We start from the raw sequence: 19,575 nt of genomic DNA on the forward strand, positions 1-19,575 counted from the left end.
TTTGGCGCGCGGATCTGCACAAAACGCCAAAGGCAATAAAGCCAACAACCAACCGGCATCTGCTAAGGGTGCCGGTTCCCATCTGCGTGCCAATAAGGGCCATGAGGCAGACTTCGACGATTTTGAGCCCTTGGTCGAGCCTTCGGCCAATCGCGATATCGCCGGTGTGGTCATCGCCGTTTTGGCGATCGCGTCCTTCATTGCCGTGATCTCTCCGGCAACAGCGCCCGTGACGGCTGCGGTTGCCGGTTTCTACCACCTGGGCTTTGGCCTGGGCGCCTACGTGCTGCCGATCGTCATCTTGCTGTTTGCCGCCACGCTCTTTTTGGGTGAGGACTCGCCGCTCAACGTGCGCTCTGTCGCGGGCGGCGCCGTGGTCTTTATCGCCGTCGTCTCCATTCTTTCGCTGATGGTGCCGGGCACGAGCGATTCGTGCGACCTTATGTTTACGCCGCAGAACCTTTCCGTGTCGGGCGGCTACATTGGCGCCTTTATCGCAAGTGCCTTGCAAAACGCCCTGGGTAAACCTATCGCCATGGTTGTCTTGCTGGGGCTTGTCGTCGTTGGTTTGGTCATTATCGGCTTTTCGGTGGGTGGCGTTTTGCGCTCCGCACGCGATCGTGCGGCAGATTTTGCCGAACGCCGTCGTGCCGATGTCAACGCCAGCCCGTGGGGCGATGAAGAGGCCCTGTCTGTTCCCGGCGTCGCTCGTCCGCACCTGAGCATTCTGCGCCAGAAGGGGACTGACGCCGCGGTGACCACGGTCATGGGTGGCGATGTCGACCCGGTTTTGGATGACAACGAGGACGATGACCCGTTTGTCGACGTATCCGAGTCGGTTGAAGCCGAGCGGGCCAAGACCACGCTGCTGCCGCGTCGCCATGTCAAGAAGGGCAAGGCTGCGCCTAAGCTCAATACGAGTGAGCCCGACCCGTCTTGGTCCGATAGCGAGATTGAGCTCACCGAGGGCGATGACGAGGACGACGAGGGTCCGATTGAGACCGCAAAGACAACTTTGCTGCCGCGTCGCCATGCAAAGCGCGGCCAGGTAACCGGCCAGCTTTCGATGGAAGACGACTCCGATAAGATCGACGAGTCCGAGCCGCCGTTTGTCGTGAATCCCGTCTCGGCCGCACCTCAGATTCCCGACTTCCTGAAGCATCCCAAGGTTGCCGGTGCGCCTGCCACGAGTGCTATCGAATCGGCTGCGGCTCGTGATGGGGGAGTGGACGACGGCGCCGCAGATAACGAGGGCGAAGAAGAGGACGGACTCAAGCTTCCGCCGCTCGAAATCCTGCATGCCAACCCGCAGTCGGCTTCCGCCGCGTCTTCGGACAAGGAGCTGGAGCAGACCGCTGAGTCACTGCAATCCACCTTGCTTGAGTTTGGCCGCAGTGCCCGCGTGGTCGGCTGGATCGCCGGCCCCACGGTGACGACCTTTAAACTGCAGCCCGGTGAGGGCGAGCGTGTGAGCAAAATTTCGAGCCTCGAGGACGATATCGCGCTTTCGCTCGCTGCCCAGTCGGTGCGTATCTTTGCCCCGATCCCCGGCACCTCGCTCGTGGGCATCGAGATTCCCAACCGCAAGCGCCAGAACGTCAATCTGGGCGACGTGCTGCCCTATGTGAAGGGCGGTCCGCTCGAGCTCGCCATCGGCCGCGACGCCGAGGGCACGCCGGTTGTCGCCGACCTCGCCAAGATGCCTCACCTGTTGATTGCCGGTACGACCGGTTCTGGTAAGTCGGTGATGATCAATTCCATCATCACGACATTGCTCATGCGCGCCCTTCCCGAGGACGTTCGCCTGATCATGGTCGACCCCAAGCGCGTCGAGCTTGCGGGCTATAACGGTCTGCCGCATCTCTATGTGCCCGTGGTGACCGAGCCCAAGCAGGCCGCGAGCGCTCTGCAATGGGCTGTGTCCGAGATGGAGCGTCGCCTGAAGGTCTTCGAGCGTCTCAACGTGCGTAAGATCTCGACCTACAACGAAAAGCAGGCTGCTGGCGAGTTTGAGCATTACGACAATCCGCCGCAAAAGATGCCCTACCTTGTCATTATCATTGACGAGCTCTCTGACCTGATGATGGTCGCCGGTAAGGATGTCGAGGCCTCGATCGTGCGTATTGCACAGCTGGGCCGTGCCGCCGGTATTCATCTTATCGTTGCCACGCAGCGCCCCAGCTCCAACGTGGTGACGGGCCTCATCAAGGCCAACATCACCAACCGCATCGCCTTTAACGTCGCCACGGGCATCGACTCGCGCGTCATCATCGACCAGATGGGCGCCGAGAAGCTCACCGGTTTGGGCGACATGTTGTTCTCCAAGGTCGACTGGGGCAAGCCCCGCCGTATCCAGGGCTGCTTTGTCTCGGATGATGAGATCAACGAGATTGTCGAGTTCGTCAAGTCGCAGAGTGAGCCAGACTACCACGAGGAGATCCTGTCTGCCGTGGCGCCCGCTTCCATGTCCATGGCGGGTGGCGGCGGCATTGTCCGCACCGGAGTAGCCGAGCCGCAAGACGATGATCCGCTCATTTGGGAAGCCGCCCATATTGTGGTGGAATCGCAGCTTGGCTCAACATCTGGCCTGCAACGTCGTCTGAAGGTTGGCTATGCGCGTGCCGGGCGTATTATGGACATGCTGGAAGAAAAGGGTGTCGTCGGCCCGCCCGACGGTTCCAAGCCGCGCGAGGTCCTGTTGGACGAGGAGGGGCTTGCCGCGCTGGAATCTGTCGACGCCGAGATGGCACGTGAAGATCGTGAGTTTGGAGGATTCTGATGGCTGCACGTTTTGGTGACATGCTGCTCGAGCAGCGTCGCCGAATGGGCCTTTCCATTCAGCAGGTCGCCAACACCATCAAAATCAGGCCGCAGATCATCGAGTTTTTCGAGACCGGTAACTTTGCTTCGATGCCGCCGCGCGGCTATGCGCAGGGCATGATTTCGAGCTATGCTCGCTTTTTGGGCCTCAATCCACGCGAGGTCGTCAATGCCTACTTTGACGAGCTGATGGCATACGAGCGCGAGACGTCGCAGCGGGGCGGTCGTTTTCAGGACGCCGCCGGCTATGTCAATTCGCGTTCCTCTGTCGATAACGGGCGCTTCCTGATGGTTCAGGGCGGTCGTTCGACCCGCTATGGACAGCGTCCTCAGCAGGCCGGTTATATTACCGAGACGGGTTCGGGCGAGGAGATTCGCTCGCAGCGTGACCGGTTCCGCAGTACGCCGATGCCCGAGGACCGTGCGCTTCCCGCTGCCCGCGGCGTGGCGCGTGACCCTCGTGCCGGCTACGGCGACGGCGGCTATTCTGATCGCGGTCACCGTGGTATCTCCACCGGACGCTCTCGCAGTGGCTATGCGGACGCCGATACCACGCAGGTGACGCCGCGTCTTCGCTCTCAACCACAGCCGTATGGCCAGCGCTCTTCGGCTCCGCGTGCGGGCCAGCGTGGCTATCAAGGCCGCGGTGAACTTGCGCCCCGCTCGGGTCAGTGCAGCCTTCAGGGCCAGGGTGGCTATCGCGGCCGTTCCGACAGCAATCGTGGTCGTATGCCTCAGGGAGGCGGCCGCAGCAGTTCCAGTCGTGGACGCGGCGGTTCCCGTACTCCTCAAAACAACGGTCTCGATCCGCGTATCGTCTACGCCGGCATCGGTGCCGTGGCGTTGCTGCTGATCGTGCTCATCGTGGTACTTCTGCGCGGCTGCGCATCTTCGACGCCCGAGACCACGCCCGAGACGCCCACTGCTACCAAGACGACGCCCAAGAAGTCTTCTAAGAAGACCGAAACGGTCGACGAGGATGAGGACACCGATGAGGCGACGGATGAGTCGACCGATTCGGACTCCACCAAGACGACGGCTAAAAAGGAAGAAAACGAGGTAACGAAGGTCAAGGTCTCCGTTGCCAAGGGAAAGACCGCCTGGATTGAGGTCAAGGTCGATGGCAAGTCGGTCTATGGCGCCCAGGCGACTGGCCCCTTTGAGCAGGAGTACACGCCTGAGTCCTCGATCGAGATCACCACGTCCAAGCCTTCCGATGTCACCGTTACCAAGAACGGCGAAAAGGTCCGTTACGATACCAAGACCTCGGGCGTGGCGCGTGTGACGATCACCGTTCCCAAGAAGGAGACGACTGATTCCGAGAATGGTGAAAGTTCTGATGGTACCGACACCACCGATGGTACCGACACCACCGACGGCACCGATGCCCAGTCCACGGATGGCGCCGATACCGCAACTGACGGCCAGACGCCCACCGATTCTACCGACTATTCGTACGATAGCTACTAAGCCGCTCGTACGCGAAAGGAAACATCATGGCTAAAGATTCCAGCTTCGACATCGTGTCCGAGGTCAACATGCAAGAGGTCGACAACGCCTTCCAGCAAACCACGCGCGAGATTTCCCAGCGCTATGACCTGAAGGATTCCGGCGCCACGATCGAGCTTTCGAAGGGCGACAAGCTCTTTACGATCAGCGCCCCGGCCGACTTTGTCTCCAAGCAGATTATCGACGTGCTGAGCTCCAAGCTCATCAAGCGCGGCATCGACCTCAAGGCTGTCTCGTGGGATGCTCCGCAGGCGGCATCGGGCGGCACCGTGCGCGTGCTCGGCCATATCGTCGAGGGTATCGACCAGGCGACCGCCAAGAAGATCAACAAGGACATCAAGGATCAAAAGCTCAAGGTCAAGGTGACCATCGAGGTCGACAAGCTTCGTGTTTCCTCCGCTTCGAAGGACGCGTTGCAGACCGTGATCCAGTTCCTGCGCGACCAGGACTACGGCCAGCCGCTGCAGTTCACCAACTACCGCTAATATCATTCGAAAGGACCGCTCTCCAACATGGATACACCGTTGGGCTCCGTGCTCTACATCACCCTCGGGTGCGCTAAGAACGAGGTTGACACCGACCGCATGCGTTCTCTTTTGACCGCCGCAGGCTACGAGGAGGCATTCGACCCGCAGGACGCCGATATCGCCATCGTCAATACGTGCTCGTTCCTTGCCTCCGCAACGTCCGAGAGCATCGAGACCACGCTCGAGCTCGCCAACGAGGTCCAGGACGGCGTTCGTTCTTGCCCCATCGTCATGTGCGGCTGTGTGCCGTCGCGCTATGGCGACGACCTGCCCGATGAGCTGCCCGAGGTCGCTGCCTTTGTGAAGGCCGACGAGGAGGATGGCATCGTGGCGGTCATCGATGGCGTGCTGGGCGTCGAGCGCGAGATTGCCGCCTATATTCCGCAAGTCAAGCGCACCGTCGAGGGCGCTGTCGCCTACGTCAAGATTTCCGATGGCTGCAACCGCTTCTGCAGCTTCTGCATGATTCCCTATATTCGCGGTCGCTATCATTCGCGAAATGCCGAGAGCATTATCTCCGAGGTGCGCGACTTGGTTGCCGGTGGCGTGCGAGAGGTCGTGCTGATCGGCCAGGACACTGGCATCTGGGGCACCGACTTTGCGGATGGTGACTTCGCCGAGGGCTCGCCGCGCAATCTGGCGCAGCTGCTGCGCGCCGTAGCCGAGGCCGTGCGCCCGCACAACGTCTGGGTCCGTGTTCTCTACCTGCAGCCCGAGGGCATGACTGACGAGCTTATCGAGACGATTCGTGATACGCCCGAGGTGCTGCCCTATATCGATATCCCCGTGCAGCACTGCGACGCGCGCATCCTCAAGGCTATGCGCCGTTCTGGTTCGCGCCAGGAGCTCGAGGACCTGTTCCGCGATCTGCGTGAGCGTATCCCCGGCATCGTGATCCGTTCCACGGCCATGGTCGGCTTCCCGACCGAGACCGACGACGAGTTCCGCGACCTTATCGACTTTATGGACACCGTCGGCTTTGACTACACGAGCGTCTTTGCCTACTCGCAGGAGGAGGGCAGCCTGGCCGCTAAGATGGAGGGTCAGGTCGATGAGGAGGTCAAGCTCGAGCGCGCCCAGGAGGCCATGGACCTGGCCGAGTCGCTCGGTTTTGCCGCCACCGCCGCACATGTGGGCGAGCGCGCCCAGGTGATCGTCGACGGCATCGAGGAGACCGAGGACGGCGCCGAGCTGATCGGCCATGCTTGGTTCCAGGCGCCCGATTCCGATGGCGCGGTGCACTTGGACGCCAGCGAGGCGTCCGTGGGCGATATTCTGACGGTCGAGTTTACCGATAGCTTCTGCTATGAGCTTATCGGCCATGTTGTGGAGTAGGAGAGCATCGTGGCAAACGAGAGCAATAAGGAACTGACGAGTGTTTGGACGCCCGCCAACATCGTGACGTGTGTGCGCATCGTCTTTATCCCGGTGTTCATGATCGTGTCGGCGCTTTCTCACACGAGTGTTGCCGGTACAGATTGGAGCACCTTCGACGGCCCGCTCGCCGCCGCAGCCTTCATTCTGTACGTCATCCTGTCGTGCACCGATAAAGTTGACGGCTATCTGGCGCGTTCGCGCAATGAGATTACCGACTTCGGTAAATTCTTGGACCCCATTGCCGACAAGCTGCTCGTGTTCTCGGCCTTGCTGCTGTTCTTGGACTTTGGCGCTGTGACCGTGTGGTCCGTGTTCATCATCTTGTTCCGCGAGCTGTTGGTAAGCGCCCTGCGCATGGTTGCGAGTGCCGCCGGCGTGGTCGTTGCCGCCGATAAGCTTGGCAAGTACAAGACGGCGACCACGATGGTCTCCATCTGCGGTTACCTGTGCGTCTTTGCGATGGCCGGCTTGCACCTTGGCCCGCTGGCGCTGACGCTCGGCATCTACTCGGTGTCGCGCTTCCTGTACGCCGTTGCCGTTGTCCTGACCGTTATCTCGGGCGCCCAGTACTTCTGGAACTGCCGCAAGATCGTCTTTTCGGTCTAGGTTCTGGTGGGTATGACGGACTCTTTTGAGCAGATTTCCGCACATAACGAGGAGCTGGCGCGTCATATTGTCGAGCGCGCGAGCGCTCGGGGCGTGACGGTTTCGACGGCTGAGTCGCTGACAGCAGGTATGATCGCCTCGACGATTGCCGATATCCCGGGCGCCTCGGCGGTGCTGCGTGGCGGTGCGGTGACCTACTGCGATGAGATCAAGCATCGTGTTCTGGGTGTTGAGCAGGAGACGCTCGACCGCTATACCGCGGTGTCGCGTCAGACCGCGCGCGAGATGGCGGCGGGTTCGCTGGAGCTGTACCAGAGCGATATTGCAGTGAGCGCAACGGGTTATGCCGGCCCCGGCGGCGGCACTGAGGACGATCCGGCTGGCACTTTCTATATTGGCTGGGCGTATCGCGCGGCTGATGGGGAAGTGCCGGTCGTGGACTCTGTGCGCTGCCACTATGAGGGCGACCGTTCGCGTGTTCGTGCCCATGCGGTCGCGGAGGCATTGGGACGCATTGCCCTTGTGCTTAACTCTATGGAATAGACGTGTTTTAAGGGGCCTTAGGGCCCCTTAATTGTGGAGATAGGGACCTCTGACGAATTTAGCGTTTGCGCTGGTTATGGGTGTATTCTTGCCTTCCTTGTTCTTATTCGGCCCTTTGTGGTCAAGCATTTGGTCAGTGTTTGGTCGGCGTTTGGTTGGGTTTTGGAAAGACTGCCTGCATATGATTGGCCTGAACGGTTGACCACGAACAGCCGTTCGTTTATTATCGATACAGGTTGTTAAGAGGAGGGCTATTCATGGCCAAGAATTCAGGTCCCGTACGTACCGTTCATGCACCCACGACGGGTAAAGAGCGCGATGAGATGATCGCCACCACCAAGGCCGAGATCGAGAAGAAGTTCGGTCAAGGCTCCATCATGAGGTATGGTGACGGCGGCCCCGAGCTTGAGGTCGAGGCCATCCCCACGGGCGCTCTGGCACTCGATGCCGCTCTGGGTATCGGCGGTGTGCCGCGCGGCCGTATCGTCGAGATTTACGGTCCTGAGTCCTCCGGTAAGACGACGCTTTCGCTCGAGATCCTGGCCGAGGCCCAGGCAATGGGTGGCGTGGTGGCATTTATCGATGCCGAGCACGCGCTCGATCCCACGTATGCCGCCCGTATTGGCGTGGATATCGACGAGGTACTGATTTCCCAGCCTGATACGGGTGAGCAGGCGCTCGAGATTGTTGACATGCTCGTGCGTTCCGGCGCCATCGATGCCATCGTCGTCGACTCCGTCGCCGCGCTGACCCCGCGTGCCGAGATCGAGGGAGAGATCGGCGATACCACGGTCGGATTGCAAGCTCGTCTGATGAGTCAGGCGCTCCGCAAGCTCGCCGGCTCGCTGTCCAAGTCCAACACGACATGCATCTTCATTAACCAGCTGCGAGAGAAGATCGGCGTCATGTTCGGCAACCCCGAGACCACGACGGGCGGCCGCGCCCTTAAGTTCTTCTCTTCGGTGCGTATCGACATTCGCCGCATCGACAGCATTAAGCTTAAGGATGAGGTTATCGGTAACCGCGTGCGCGCCAAGGTCGTTAAGAACAAGGTGGCAGCTCCGTTCCGTTCTGCTGAGTTCGACATCATGTACGGTACGGGCATCTCTAAGGAGGGCTCGATTCTGGACATGGCTGTCGAGTGCGGCATTTGCAAGAAGATGGGCTCCTGGTTTGCCTATGGCGAGGACAAGCTCGGCAACGGTCGCGAGGCCGCCAAGGCGTTCCTGCGCGAACACCCCGATTGCGCCGACGAGATTGAGCATAAGGTCCGCCTTGCCTGCGGGCTTGAGTTTGATGACGATGCTCCGTCCGAGGTCGAGCTGACCGATCAGCCTGCGCCTGAGGAGTTTGACGAGCTTTACGCCATCGATGGTTCCGCCATGCTCGATGATGACGACGAGTAGCGGTTACGCTCATGTCGTATACGGTGACCGAGGCCACGGTCGTCTTTCCCGATAAGAAGGCGGCCTCCTCGTTCTCGAGCGGGTATGCGTCCAAAAAGCCTTGCGCACATATCGATTGTGAGCTTGAGGGCGGTTTTGAGCGGTCCATTTGGATTCCCGTGCGGGTCGCGCGCCTGTATGTCAAAAATCGCCCCGATCTTCCCTGTGATTGGGATAACTTTCGTGAAGCGGTGCAGCTCATCGAGCGTAAATGTGCACTTACCATGGTGACCGAGATGCTATCGCGACGCGACCATGCGACGGGTGAGGTCCGTGACAAGTTGGCACGCTACGGCTTTCGCCAGCCCGCGATCGATTTCGCCGTCGAGCGTGCCACCGAGTATCGCTTTTTAGACGAGAACCGCTTTTGCTCGTACTTTATCGAGGAACGCAAGCGGCGCGGTTGGGGACAGCGTAAAATCGAGACCGAGCTCAAGCGCCGTCATGTCGTGCTCGATGACATTCCCGGTTATCCCGAGGATTATTTTGCCGTCGAAGACGATTTGGCGCGTGCGTCAGCCCTGCTCGCCAAGCGGCGTGTTCCAGAGACGCGCGGATTCGAAAAACTGGTTCGGTTTTTGATGGGCAAGGGCTTCTCGTATCACATCGCCGCCGATGCCGTTAAGGCACGTCTCGATGCCGAACGTGAGGAATGTGCGGTTTAGGCGTATGCGTTTTGTGGCCCTGCCGTTCACCGCGTTTTAGCCGCCGTGCTGGGGCCATTTATTTGACAGTTGTTGTGGTTCAACGTACGATAAACACTGTCATTTGCTTTGTGATATGTGCTCATCTGTGATGAGTTTGTTTATATGTTTACCTGTATCCGACCCGCATAAGCTGCGCCCATATTACTCAAATGTCGCGAGCCGTTCGTAAGGACGGTTCGCTTTGTTGTGTAACGAATCCATAAAAAGGAGTGAGCATGCCTATCATCGCAGCGCTCGTTGGCATCGTTTTGGGTGCCATCGCCGCCATTGCCTACATGCGCACCGCCAAGCAGGGTAGTCTTCACGAGGCCGACGAAAAAATCCAGTCGGCACACGCACAGGCTGAGTCCCTGATCGGTGATGCTAAGCGTCAGGCCGAGACCCTCAAAAAAGAGGCTCTGCTCGAGGCTAAAGAGGAGATCATCAAGAATAAGCAGGCCGCTGAGGCCGAGGACAAGCAGCGTAAGAACGAGATTCGTACGCTCGAGAACCGCGTGATGCAGCGCGAGGAATCCCTCGATCGCCGCAACGACGCTCTCGACAAGCGCGAGCATCAGCTGTCCAGCCAGGCCGGTCAGGTCGAGAAGCGCTCCCGTGAGCTCGAGGAGCTCTGCGCAAAGCAGACCTCCGAGCTCGAGCGTATCGCCGACCTTACCCGCGAGGACGCCCACAAGGAGCTCCTCGATAAGGTTCGCGGCGAGGTCACCCACGAGGCCGCCACGATCATTCGCGAGTCCGAGCAGCAGGTTCGCGCCGAGTGCCACAAGACCGCCCAGGAGATTCTGTCTCTGGCGATTCAGCGCTGCGCTGCCGATCACACTGCCGAGGTCACCGTTACCTCCGTGCACATTCCCTCTGATGACCTCAAGGGCCGTATCATCGGTCGCGAGGGTCGCAACATCCGGACCTTCGAGCAGGTTTCCGGCGTCAACCTCGTGATCGACGACACGCCCGAGACCGTCGTTCTTTCGAGCTTCGACCCGGTCCGTCGTGAGACCGCCCGTGTCGCCCTCGAGAACCTCATCGCCGACGGCCGCATTCACCCTGCCCGTATCGAGGAGATGTATCACAAGGCCGCCGACCTGGTTCAGCAGCGCGTGCGCGAGGCTGGCGAGCAGGCTGCCTTCGATACCGGCATCCACGATCTGCACCCCGAGATCGTCAAGACCCTTGGTGCCCTGCGCTACCGTACCTCGTTTGGTCAGAACGTGCTTCAGCATTCCCTCGAGGTCTCTGATCTGTGCGGCGTGATGGCTTCCGAGCTTGGCCTGGACGTTGTGACCGCCAAGCGCGCCGGCCTGCTTCATGACCTGGGCAAGGCAATCGACCACGACGTCGAGGGCCCGCATGCCGTCATCGGCGCCGAGCTTGCCCGCCGTTATGGCGAGAAGCCCGTTATCGTCCATGCTATTGAGGCTCACCATGCCGATGTCGACCCCAACACGGTGCTCGATGTCCTGGTGCAGGCCGCCGATGCTGTCTCTGCCTCTCGCCCCGGTGCCCGTCGCGAGTCTGCCGAGAACTACATCAAGCGTCTTGAGAAGCTCGAGGAGATCGCCAACTCCCATGACGGCGTCGAACGTACCTATGCCATGCAGGCCGGTCGCGAGGTCCACGTCATGGTCCAGCCGGACAAGATCTCCGATGCCCAGTCCACGGTCCTGGCTCACGATATCGCCCATCAGATCGAGGAAGAGATGGAGTATCCCGGTCAGGTGCGCGTCGTCGTGATTCGCGAGAGCCGCGCTGTCGATATCGCTAAATAACATGAGCGACGCGAACGAGCTCATCTCATTTATCGCGTCGATGTCGGGGGAGGGCAACCTTCGCGTCGAGGAGAACCTTGGCGAGGGGTATGTCCGCCTCCGCGTTTCGGAGGCCGAGCGGCGCCAGGCTAAGCACGACATTCAGCATGTCGAGGACATCGTCATCGAAATGCTCCGTAATGCTCGCGATGCCGGCGCCGACAAGGTCTATCTCGCCACGACCAAGGAAGATGGCGTCCGCACGCTTGTCTTTCTGGATAACGGTTCTGGCGTTCCGCAGGATATGCAAGAGCGAATCTTTGATGCCCGCGTTACCTCCAAGCTCGAGAGCATGAAGATGGACCGTTGGGGCGTTCACGGTCGTGGCATGGCATTGTTTTCGATTAAGCAGAACACCGACGAGGCCCGTGTGGTCACGTCCGGCGTCGATCTTGGTTCAGCCTTCAAGGTGAGCGTTGCGGCCGACCGCCTCAGTGAGCGTGCCGATCAGTCCAGCTGGCCCCAGGCCGTCAAGGATGAGGACGGACGTTATGTCTGCGCTCGCGGTCCACATAATATTATTCGCGCTGCTTGTGAGTTTGCGCTCGAGGAGTTGCGTGGTTGCGATGTCTATCTCGGTTCTCCGTCTGAGATTGCCGCGACCCTTTATGCTCAAGCGTCAAGTCGGCTCGATACGTCTCGTCTCCTGTTCATTGATGACGAGAGCGAGCTTCCGGTTGTCGATCGTTTAGGCCTTGCTTCTGATGCCGAGGACTTTATCCGTATTTGTTCGGGTTTGGGTCTTGAGATGTCCGAGCGCACGGCCCATCGCATTTTGGCAGGGCAGATTAAGCCCGTTCGCGGTGTGACCGCGCGTCTGCTGCGCGAGCGTGATTCGTCCTCGCATGCGCCGGCTCCTGTCGATCTCGCGAAGGATCGTCGCGGGCTACGTATTGCCAAGGATGACATGGCACAGTTTTCGCGCGCTGTGGAACGCGACTTTAATGACCTTGCCACCCGGTACTATCTCAACCTTTGCGGCGACCCAAAGATCCGTGTTTCGCGTGATCGAATCACCGTGACCTTTGATCTTGCCAAAGAGGAATAGTGCCTTTACCGAGTCCACTCGGTACGATACAGTTATTGCAGTTAAAACGTACTTTTAAATGCAGGAGTTTCTTCATGGATTGCCTGAAGGTATCAAGCAAATCATCGCCCGCGTCCGTTGCCGGCGCCATCGCCGGCATGGTCAAGGATGGTGTACCCGTCAACATCCAGTGTGTCGGCGCCGGTGCCGTCAACCAGGCTATTAAGGCCGTTGCTATCGCGCGCGGTTTTTTGATTCCAACCGGTTTTGATATTTCCTGCGCGCCCGTGTTCTCCGACATCCTCATTAACGGGGAGTCGCGCACGGCCATCCGCCTTTCTATCTACGTTCACCAGATCAATCGAGCTACTATGGATAACGTCGTCATGGATGATGTTAAGCCTGTGGCATAGCTTCTGCTTGCCTTGTTTCGCTCCCCATCGTTAGGACTTATGCACATGGACCAGCGTTCCGTACGCGATATTCTTGCCGGTAAAACCTACTTTATCCGCACCTTTGGCTGCCAGATGAATCAGCACGACTCCGAGCGTGTGAGCGGTCTGCTTGATTCGTATGGCTGCCTCATGGCGCTCGATCCCGCGCATGCCGATATCGTTGTCTTCATGACGTGCTGCGTGCGCGAGGCCGCCGATACTCGCCTGTACGGTCAGTGTAATTCCTGCAAAAGCCTGCCGCCTTCGCCTTCGGGCAAGCGCGTGGTTGCCGTTGGCGGTTGCATCGCGCAGCGCGATGGCGAGGGCCTGCTCACCAACGTCGATAACGTCAATGTCATCTTTGGCACGCATTCCATTGCACATGTGGCCGAGCTCATTGCCGAGGCGTTCCTTGATGGTAAGCGTCATATCCGCACCAATGAGCATGAGGATACGGACGCCATGAGCATGCCGTGGCATCGCGAGACCCAGTATCACGCCTGGGTGCCCATCATGACAGGCTGCAATAATTTCTGCACCTATTGCATCGTGCCGTACGTGCGTGGTCGCGAAAAGAGCCGCCCCTTCGAGGAGATTGTCGACGAGGTGACCGGTTTGGTACGCCAGGGCGTGCGTGAGATTACGCTGTTGGGCCAAAACGTTAACTCATATGGTCGCGATCTGTTTGGCAAGCCGCGTTTTGCCGATTTGCTGCGTGCCGTGGGCGATACGGGCGTGGAGCGCATCTTCTTTACGTCTTCGCATCCCAAGGATCTGCTGCCCGAGACCATCGACGCCATGGCCGAGACGCCTGCCGTTATGCCGCAGCTTCACCTGGCCGTCCAGTCAGGTTCGACGCGGATCCTCAAAGAGATGAATCGCCGTTATACACGCGAGGACTATCTGGGCCTGGTCGATCGCATTCGCAACCGCATGCCCGATATCGCGCTCTCGACCGACATTATCGTTGGCTTCCCGGGCGAGACTGAAGAAGACTTTGAGCAGACGCTCTCGCTTGCTGAGACGGTCCGCTATGCTCAGGCCTATACCTTCATCTATTCCAAGCGTGCCGGTACCCCGGCCGCCGAGATTGACGATCCTACGCCGCATGAGGTTATTCTCGAGCGTTTCAACCGCCTGGTTAAGGTTATCGAGACCACGGCACACGAGTATAACCAGGGTGAGCTTCATACTGTGGTTCCGGCGCTCATTGAGGGAACGAGTAAAAAGAACGACGCGGTCCTGCTGGGCAAGAGTCCCAAGAATCAGACCGTGCATGCGCCTATCCCCGAGGGGTACAGTATCGATCAGCTTGTTGGCAAGATCGTTGATGTTGACGTTGACATTGCCAAGACCTGGTATTTGTCCGGCTCCGTTGTGGGCGAGCCGCGCTAATGGTTGCTCCCGGGGCAGGTCTTTCCGCCGTTGCGATCGTCGGTCCGACGGCGGTTGGTAAGAGTGATGTTGCCGACCGTTTGGCAGCTCGTCTTTCGTCCGAAGTGCTGTCGTGCGATGCGATGCAAATCTATCGCGGCATGGACATCGGTACCGCAAAGATGGCGCCCGATGAGTGCACGGCGCCGCTGCGTCTCGTTGACATTGTAGAGCCGGGTGTGGCATATTCTGCTGCGCTTTATCAGGCCGACGCTCGCGCGCATGTTGAACGTCTCCTTGGTTCGGGTTGCCTGCCGGTTTTTTGCGGAGGTACGGGGCTGTATCTCAAGGCCGCCCTCGATGAGATGGACTTTCCCTCGGGTGAACTTGAGGACGATCGTCGTGCGGGCTATCAGGAGCTTGCCGAGCGTATTGGCGAGGAAGAACTGCATGCCTTGCTTGCCGAGCGCGATCCAGAATCGGCTGCTGTTATTCATCCCCATAACGTGCGCCGTGTGATTCGTGCGCTCGAGATGCATGATGATGGCGTCTCCTATGCGCAGCAAAAGTCGCAGTTTAGTGTTCCGCACGAGCATTATCATGCCCTATGGTTTGGTCTGACGCGTAATCGCGAGGCGCTCTACGAGCGCATTAACCAGCGCGTCGATCTGATGTTTGAGCAGGGTCTTGTCGATGAGGTCCGCGGTCTTATGGGCCAGGGGCTGGGAGATGCCCTGACGTCGATGCAGGCAATTGGCTATAAAGAGATCATTGATGCTTTCAATGGCGTGATGAGCATGGATGAGGCTCGCGAACTCATTAAGATGCGTTCGCGTCGTTATGCCAAGCGTCAGCTTTCGTGGTTTAAGCGCGATGACCGTATCGTGTGGTTTGATATGGATGAATGTACGATCGATGAGGTCGTTGAGGATATCCTGCATCGTATTGAGGCTGCCTAATGGCCCGTTTCCCCCTTGTTCCCACGGCACCCGAGCCCGAGCGTGCCATTTTAGTTGGTGTTGAGTGGCGCGACAATGCATGGCCGCTCGATCGCTCGCTTGATGAGCTGGAGCGTCTTGCCCACACAGCTGGTGCTCAGTGCGTGGCACGCTTGTCGCAGCGTTTGGTAAAGCCGTATCCTAAATCGTTTATCGGTTCCGGCAAGGTAGAAGAGCTGTGCGGCCTGGTGCATCGCATGGATGCCGATGTCGTTATTTTTGACGACGACCTGACGCCCTCGCAGCAATCCTATTTGGAGAAAGCTGTGGGCGAGCCGGTAAAGATTATCGATCGTACAGCACTGATCCTGGATATCTTTGGCCTGCATGCTCAGACGCGTGAGGGACGCCTGCAGGTACAGCTGGCACAGCTTCAATATTTGTTGCCTCGCCTGCGTGGCATGTGGAGCCATCTCGCCAAGGAGCAGACGCGCGGCGGCATCGGCTCACGTTTTGGTCAGGGCGAAAGTCAGCTCGAGGTCGACCGTCGCCTTATTCGTAATAAGATCGCTGCGCTTCGTCGTGAGCTCAAGCAGGTTGAACAGCGTCGCGATGTTCAATCCAAGAGTCGCATTGAGTCACCGGCGTTTCGCGTCGCGTTGGCCGGTTATACCAATGCCGGTAAATCGACGTTGCTCAATCGTCTGACCGGCTCTACGGTACTTTCGCAGGACAAGCTGTTTGCTACGCTCGACCCGACGACGCGTTCGTATCGTCTGCCCGGCGGTCGCGGCATGACGATTACCGATACCGTCGGCTTTATTCAAAAGCTGCCGCATGGTCTGGTCGATGCCTTTAAATCGACGCTGTCCGAGGTTTTGGGTGCCGATCTAATTCTCAAAGTCGTAGATGCGTCTGACGAGGACTATGAGCGGCAGCTGGAGGCTGTCGACCGCGTGCTTGATGGGATCGGCGCCGGAGAGCGTTTAACGCTGACCGTATTCAATAAAATCGATCTTCTCGATAGCGTCGATCGATTGAGTTTCCGTCGTCGCTATCCGGAGGCCGTTCTGTTCTCGGCCCAAACGGGCGAGGGGCTCGACGATCTCGTCGATCGCATTGCTCGCGAGGCAGCTGCCACCGATGTGTTGCTCTCCGCTGATATCCCGTATCGCGAGGGCGCTCTCATCACGCTGGTGCATGAGCAGGGAACCCTTCTGCATGAGGAATATCTCGAGGACGGCGTTCGCATTGTGGCGAAGTTGCCGGCTCGTATTGCACCGCGGCTCGAGCGCTATCGTACGGAATAAACGATTTCTAGCACGCCTAGAATGACTGGCTGATGGAGCAGGTAGAACGGTAAGGCATGCCGACCCAGGACTGCGAGCGCCGGGATAGGATTGGCGTATGCCCATGCTGGCGCTTCGAGACTTGATGCTTGTGCTGCCTGGGCAGCAAAAAAGCCGGTAAGGTACATAAAGACAAACGGTATGAGCGGATAGTAATCTCCCGAAACAAAACCCGGGCCTGGGAATCCAAGCCATGCCAGGTAGGGGAGTGGGTAGACCGCCTTTGGAATGCCCCAGGTTAGGGCAAAAAGAACAAGGCACGCTGCGATGCCCCATGAGCCCGGTAATTTTTGGAGTAACGGACGGGTGAACGCAACCACCGCGGTGCACACCGCCATGCAATAAATGATGCCAAAGTTCACTGAATCGTCGACCGATACGAGCGTTGTTGCGATCCAGACGACCAAAGCTGCGGCAGCGTACTTAGCCGCTCGTTTGGCATTGTTGCGTGAGAGCGTGCACATCCAACCCGCGATAAACAAAAATACCCAGCTGATGCTGGCGCGCCAGACGTCCTGAAAGACAGTCTGGGTAAACCAAGGCATATCCCAGCCGTACAGGTAGGCGAGATCATAGCAAGCGTGAAAACCTGCCATAGAAATCATCGTAAACCCGCGGACGGTATCAAAGATGGTTATGCGTTTTTGCATTACGAGAACCGGCGCATCAAGCCGACGACTTTGCCCAGGATAACGGGATTCGTTGCATAGATAGGTTCCATGGTGTCGTTCTCGGGCTGCAAGCGCACACGCCCCTGCTCCTTGTAGAACGTCTTGACGGTCGCCGAACCATCAATCATGGCCACGACAATTTCGCCGTTCATGGCACTCTTTTGTTCACGGACGATGATGTAATCGCCATTGAAGATGCCGACATTGATCATTGAGCTCCCATGCACCTCAAGGATAAAGGAACCCTGATCAGTGGCGATTTCGGTCGGGATAGTAAACGTGTCTTCGATATTCTGCTCTGCCAGAATGGGAATCCCAGCCGCGACGCGACCAACGAGCGGTAGCGAGACCGTTCCGCGAGGTGCGGTGGGCTCGTCAGATTTGGAAATTGAGACAGAGGAGCCATCCTCGTTAAAGAGTTCCAGGGCGCGCGGTTTGGTGGCATCGCGCTTGAGTAGCCCGCGCGCCTCCAGGGCAGAGAGATGGGCGTGCACGGTGCTGGGGGAGGAAAGGCCCACGGCAGAAGCCATCTCGCGCACGCTGGGCGGATAACCCTTCTCCTGCTGATATTCCTTGATGAAGTCGTAAATTTGCTGCTGACGCTTGGTAATTTTGCGAGCCATCAGGGCATCCTCTCTACCCATGTCAAACAAATGTTCGAATTTTGCTTGACAGGAACAACTGTTCGAAGATAATAATAACCGAACATTCGTTCTCGCGCTAGACATTTTTGTCCGCGCGGCTTGATAAAACTGTTCTCAGCAAAACACGCGAGAGGAGAACATGATGAACGTAACGAATATGGTCCAGGGAAACCTCGCCCTTAAGCTCGAGACGGCTGCAGAACCCACTTTTACGGTTGTTCAGGGTGGCCGCTCCGGCTTTCAGCCTTTGACCGTAAAGCCTGCGCGCAATCAGCAGGCTGTAGTCGCGCCGGCCCGCGTTGCCCTGAAGGTTCCGACGATTGTCGCCGTCGCCGTTGCGCTTACGCTCTTCTTTGTCCTCGCTATGTCGGTCTTTAGCGCTCGTCACGCCGCGTATGCCGAGTCCGTTTCCAACATTACCTACGAGACCATTCGCGTTCAGCCTGGCGATTCTCTTTGGTCGATTGCCGAAGAATATCCAATCGAAGGCCTTTCCACGCAAGAGACTTCCGACATGATCCGTAGCGTCAATCATCTGGAGCATGGTTCGCTCGCCGCCGGTGCGCATCTTAAGGTTCCTGCTCGTTCGTAATCATTATCGCGCTGCGCATGGTACCCTTGTTATCGTTTAAGAGGAGGTACCATGCGCTGTCCCAAATGCGGCAAGGCACATACCCGCGTCGTTGATTCCCGTATGCAGGAGTCAAATAACACCATTAAGCGCCGTCGCGAATGTTGCTCGTGTAACTACCGCTTTACAACGTTTGAGCGATGCGAGGACCCTATCGAGGTCATTAAGTCAGATGGAACTAAGCAGCGGTTCGATCGCAATAAGCTTCTTGTCGGCTTGATGCGCGCCACCATCAAACGCGATATCGACACTAAGAAGCTCAATGAGATTATCGACGACATCGAGGTCGAGCTGCGCTCTCGCACACTGACGGCCGTCACGTCCCATGAGTTGGGTGACATGGTGCTCAAGCGCTTGGCCAAGATTGACAAGGTGGCGTACATCCGCTTTGCCTCGGTCTACCGCGATTTCAAAGACGTCGATGAGTTTCTGCAAGAGCTCGACAAGCTAAGGTGATTCCATGTCCAACATTACCGTCAACATAAAGCGTCTCGATCCCACCGTCGAGCTTCCCAAATACGCCCATCCCACTGATGCCGGCTTGGATTTGCGCTCCAACGAGGACTGCGTCTTGAAGCCCTTCGAACGCCGTCTGGTCTCTACGGGGCTGGCCATCGCCCTGCCCGATGGCTACGCCGGCTTCGTCCAGCCCCGCAGCGGCTTGGCCATCAAGCAGGGCCTGTCTATAGTCAATACGCCGGGCCTCATCGACGCCCACTACCGAGGAGAACTCAAGGTTATTCTCATCAACCTGGATCCCTCCATTAACATTCAAATCAATAAAGGAGACCGCATAGCCCAACTCGTCATCCAAGAAGTCCCCACGGTCAACCTCATAGAAGTAGAAGAACTAGACAAAACCGACCGAGGAGCCGGCGGTTTCGGTTCTAGCGGCGTATTGTAATGTCCGCTCACCCGTGGGAGGCCCCCTATATATCATTCCATGCTCAAACATTCTCGCTGCGCTGCGAAACTGCGCGTGGAACGATATATAGGGGTCTCCCACGGGTGAGCTACGTTTACTTGCTAGCGGCTACGCCGGGTTCGCCCCAGTTAGAGCCTGCGAAGGTAGAAACAAATAATCTAATAACAGTTAGTTGATACGACAAAGGAACTGTTCCTTTGTCGTATCAACTAACCAGTAAGAATAATATTGTTACAAGCAAGA

19 protein-coding genes are annotated in these 19,575 nt (G+C 58.2%); 17 read left to right on the top strand and 2 right to left on the bottom strand.

All coding sequences use genetic code 11. The features are described 5' to 3' along the window. The first annotated feature begins 1 nt into the window (after position 1). From DW171_RS03290 to hflX, 14 genes are all read left to right on the top strand, one after another. On the top strand, positions 2-2,779 hold the full coding sequence (locus DW171_RS03290) for a DNA translocase FtsK (protein ID WP_233503140.1): 2,778 nt from the start codon (positions 2-4) through the stop codon (positions 2,777-2,779). Further along, complete coding sequence (locus tag DW171_RS03295) at positions 2,779-4,290, top strand: RodZ family helix-turn-helix domain-containing protein (RefSeq protein ID WP_118270403.1); 1,512 nt, start codon at positions 2,779-2,781, stop codon at positions 4,288-4,290. The genes DW171_RS03290 and DW171_RS03295 overlap by 1 nt, the downstream gene beginning before the upstream one ends. Positions 4,291-4,316: 26 nt before the next feature. After that, complete coding sequence (locus DW171_RS03300) at positions 4,317-4,814, top strand: YajQ family cyclic di-GMP-binding protein (RefSeq protein WP_118270404.1); 498 nt, start codon at positions 4,317-4,319, stop codon at positions 4,812-4,814. A 27-nt stretch (positions 4,815-4,841) separates the two neighbouring features. After that, positions 4,842-6,191 (top strand): 30S ribosomal protein S12 methylthiotransferase RimO, encoded by a 1,350-nt coding sequence (rimO, locus tag DW171_RS03305; RefSeq protein WP_118270405.1) that lies wholly within the window; start codon positions 4,842-4,844, stop codon positions 6,189-6,191. 99 nt (positions 6,192-6,290) lie between these two features. Continuing rightward, on the top strand, positions 6,291-6,839 hold the full coding sequence (pgsA, locus tag DW171_RS03310) for a CDP-diacylglycerol--glycerol-3-phosphate 3-phosphatidyltransferase (RefSeq protein WP_231500751.1): 549 nt from the start codon (positions 6,291-6,293) through the stop codon (positions 6,837-6,839). 12 nt (positions 6,840-6,851) lie between these two features. Next, a complete protein-coding gene (locus DW171_RS03315; protein WP_118270406.1) occupies positions 6,852-7,382 on the top strand; it encodes a CinA family protein in 531 nt (176 codons plus the stop codon). A 257-nt stretch (positions 7,383-7,639) separates the two neighbouring features. After that, the gene (gene recA / locus DW171_RS03320; RefSeq protein ID WP_117757809.1) at positions 7,640-8,788 is read left to right on the top strand and encodes a recombinase RecA; all 1,149 of its coding nucleotides are present in this window, start codon (positions 7,640-7,642) and stop codon (positions 8,786-8,788) included. An 11-nt stretch (positions 8,789-8,799) separates the two neighbouring features. After that, entirely contained in the window at positions 8,800-9,492 is a 693-nt protein-coding gene (locus DW171_RS03325; protein WP_117861923.1) for a regulatory protein RecX, read from the top strand. Positions 9,493-9,749: 257 nt separating this feature from the next. Next, complete coding sequence (gene rny, locus DW171_RS03330) at positions 9,750-11,300, top strand: ribonuclease Y (protein WP_089573375.1); 1,551 nt, start codon at positions 9,750-9,752, stop codon at positions 11,298-11,300. A 1-nt stretch (position 11,301) separates the two neighbouring features. Beyond that, on the top strand, positions 11,302-12,387 hold the full coding sequence (locus tag DW171_RS03335; RefSeq protein ID WP_117583191.1) for an ATP-binding protein: 1,086 nt from the start codon (positions 11,302-11,304) through the stop codon (positions 12,385-12,387). Positions 12,388-12,461: 74 nt separating this feature from the next. Further along, positions 12,462-12,779, top strand: a complete 318-nt coding sequence (locus DW171_RS03340) for a stage V sporulation protein S (protein ID WP_117877501.1) — start codon at positions 12,462-12,464, stop codon at positions 12,777-12,779. A 45-nt stretch (positions 12,780-12,824) separates the two neighbouring features. After that, positions 12,825-14,195 carry a tRNA (N6-isopentenyl adenosine(37)-C2)-methylthiotransferase MiaB gene (gene miaB / locus DW171_RS03345; RefSeq protein WP_118270407.1) on the top strand — a complete coding sequence of 457 codons (1,371 nt, stop codon included), beginning with the start codon at positions 12,825-12,827 and terminating at the stop codon, positions 14,193-14,195. Beyond that, positions 14,195-15,133: a tRNA (adenosine(37)-N6)-dimethylallyltransferase MiaA gene (gene miaA / locus DW171_RS03350; protein ID WP_118270408.1), complete on the top strand. Its 939-nt coding sequence runs from the start codon at positions 14,195-14,197 to the stop codon at positions 15,131-15,133. The genes miaB and miaA overlap by 1 nt, the downstream gene beginning before the upstream one ends. After that, positions 15,133-16,422, top strand: coding sequence for a GTPase HflX (gene hflX / locus DW171_RS03355; protein ID WP_117806329.1), 1,290 nt, complete (start codon positions 15,133-15,135; stop codon positions 16,420-16,422). The genes miaA and hflX overlap by 1 nt, the downstream gene beginning before the upstream one ends. Here hflX and DW171_RS03360 read toward each other — a convergent pair. Next, positions 16,407-17,111 carry a heparan-alpha-glucosaminide N-acetyltransferase gene (locus tag DW171_RS03360; protein WP_089573371.1) on the bottom strand — a complete coding sequence of 235 codons (705 nt, stop codon included), beginning with the start codon at positions 17,109-17,111 and terminating at the stop codon, positions 16,407-16,409. The genes hflX and DW171_RS03360 overlap by 16 nt on opposite strands. Further along, positions 17,111-17,755, bottom strand: a complete 645-nt coding sequence (gene lexA, locus DW171_RS03365) for a transcriptional repressor LexA (RefSeq protein ID WP_040359862.1) — start codon at positions 17,753-17,755, stop codon at positions 17,111-17,113. Before lexA ends, DW171_RS03360 begins: the two co-directional genes overlap by 1 nt. Before the next feature lie 163 nt (positions 17,756-17,918). Here lexA and DW171_RS03370 point away from each other — a divergent pair, with 163 nt between their 5' ends. The 3 genes from DW171_RS03370 to dut are packed head-to-tail and all read left to right on the top strand — an operon-like array spanning position 17,919 to position 19,311. Beyond that, positions 17,919-18,368 carry a LysM peptidoglycan-binding domain-containing protein gene (locus DW171_RS03370; protein ID WP_158570999.1) on the top strand — a complete coding sequence of 150 codons (450 nt, stop codon included), beginning with the start codon at positions 17,919-17,921 and terminating at the stop codon, positions 18,366-18,368. A gap of 51 nt (positions 18,369-18,419) precedes the next feature. Then, positions 18,420-18,863: a transcriptional regulator NrdR gene (gene nrdR, locus DW171_RS03375; protein WP_022093781.1), complete on the top strand. Its 444-nt coding sequence runs from the start codon at positions 18,420-18,422 to the stop codon at positions 18,861-18,863. 4 nt (positions 18,864-18,867) lie between these two features. Then, the gene (dut, locus tag DW171_RS03380) at positions 18,868-19,311 is read left to right on the top strand and encodes a dUTP diphosphatase (protein WP_118270410.1); all 444 of its coding nucleotides are present in this window, start codon (positions 18,868-18,870) and stop codon (positions 19,309-19,311) included. The last annotated feature ends 264 nt before the right edge of the window (positions 19,312-19,575 follow it).

The organism is Collinsella sp. AM15-2 (assembly GCF_003471985.1).
In the GTDB taxonomy this organism is placed as follows: Bacteria; Actinomycetota; Coriobacteriia; order Coriobacteriales; family Coriobacteriaceae; genus Collinsella.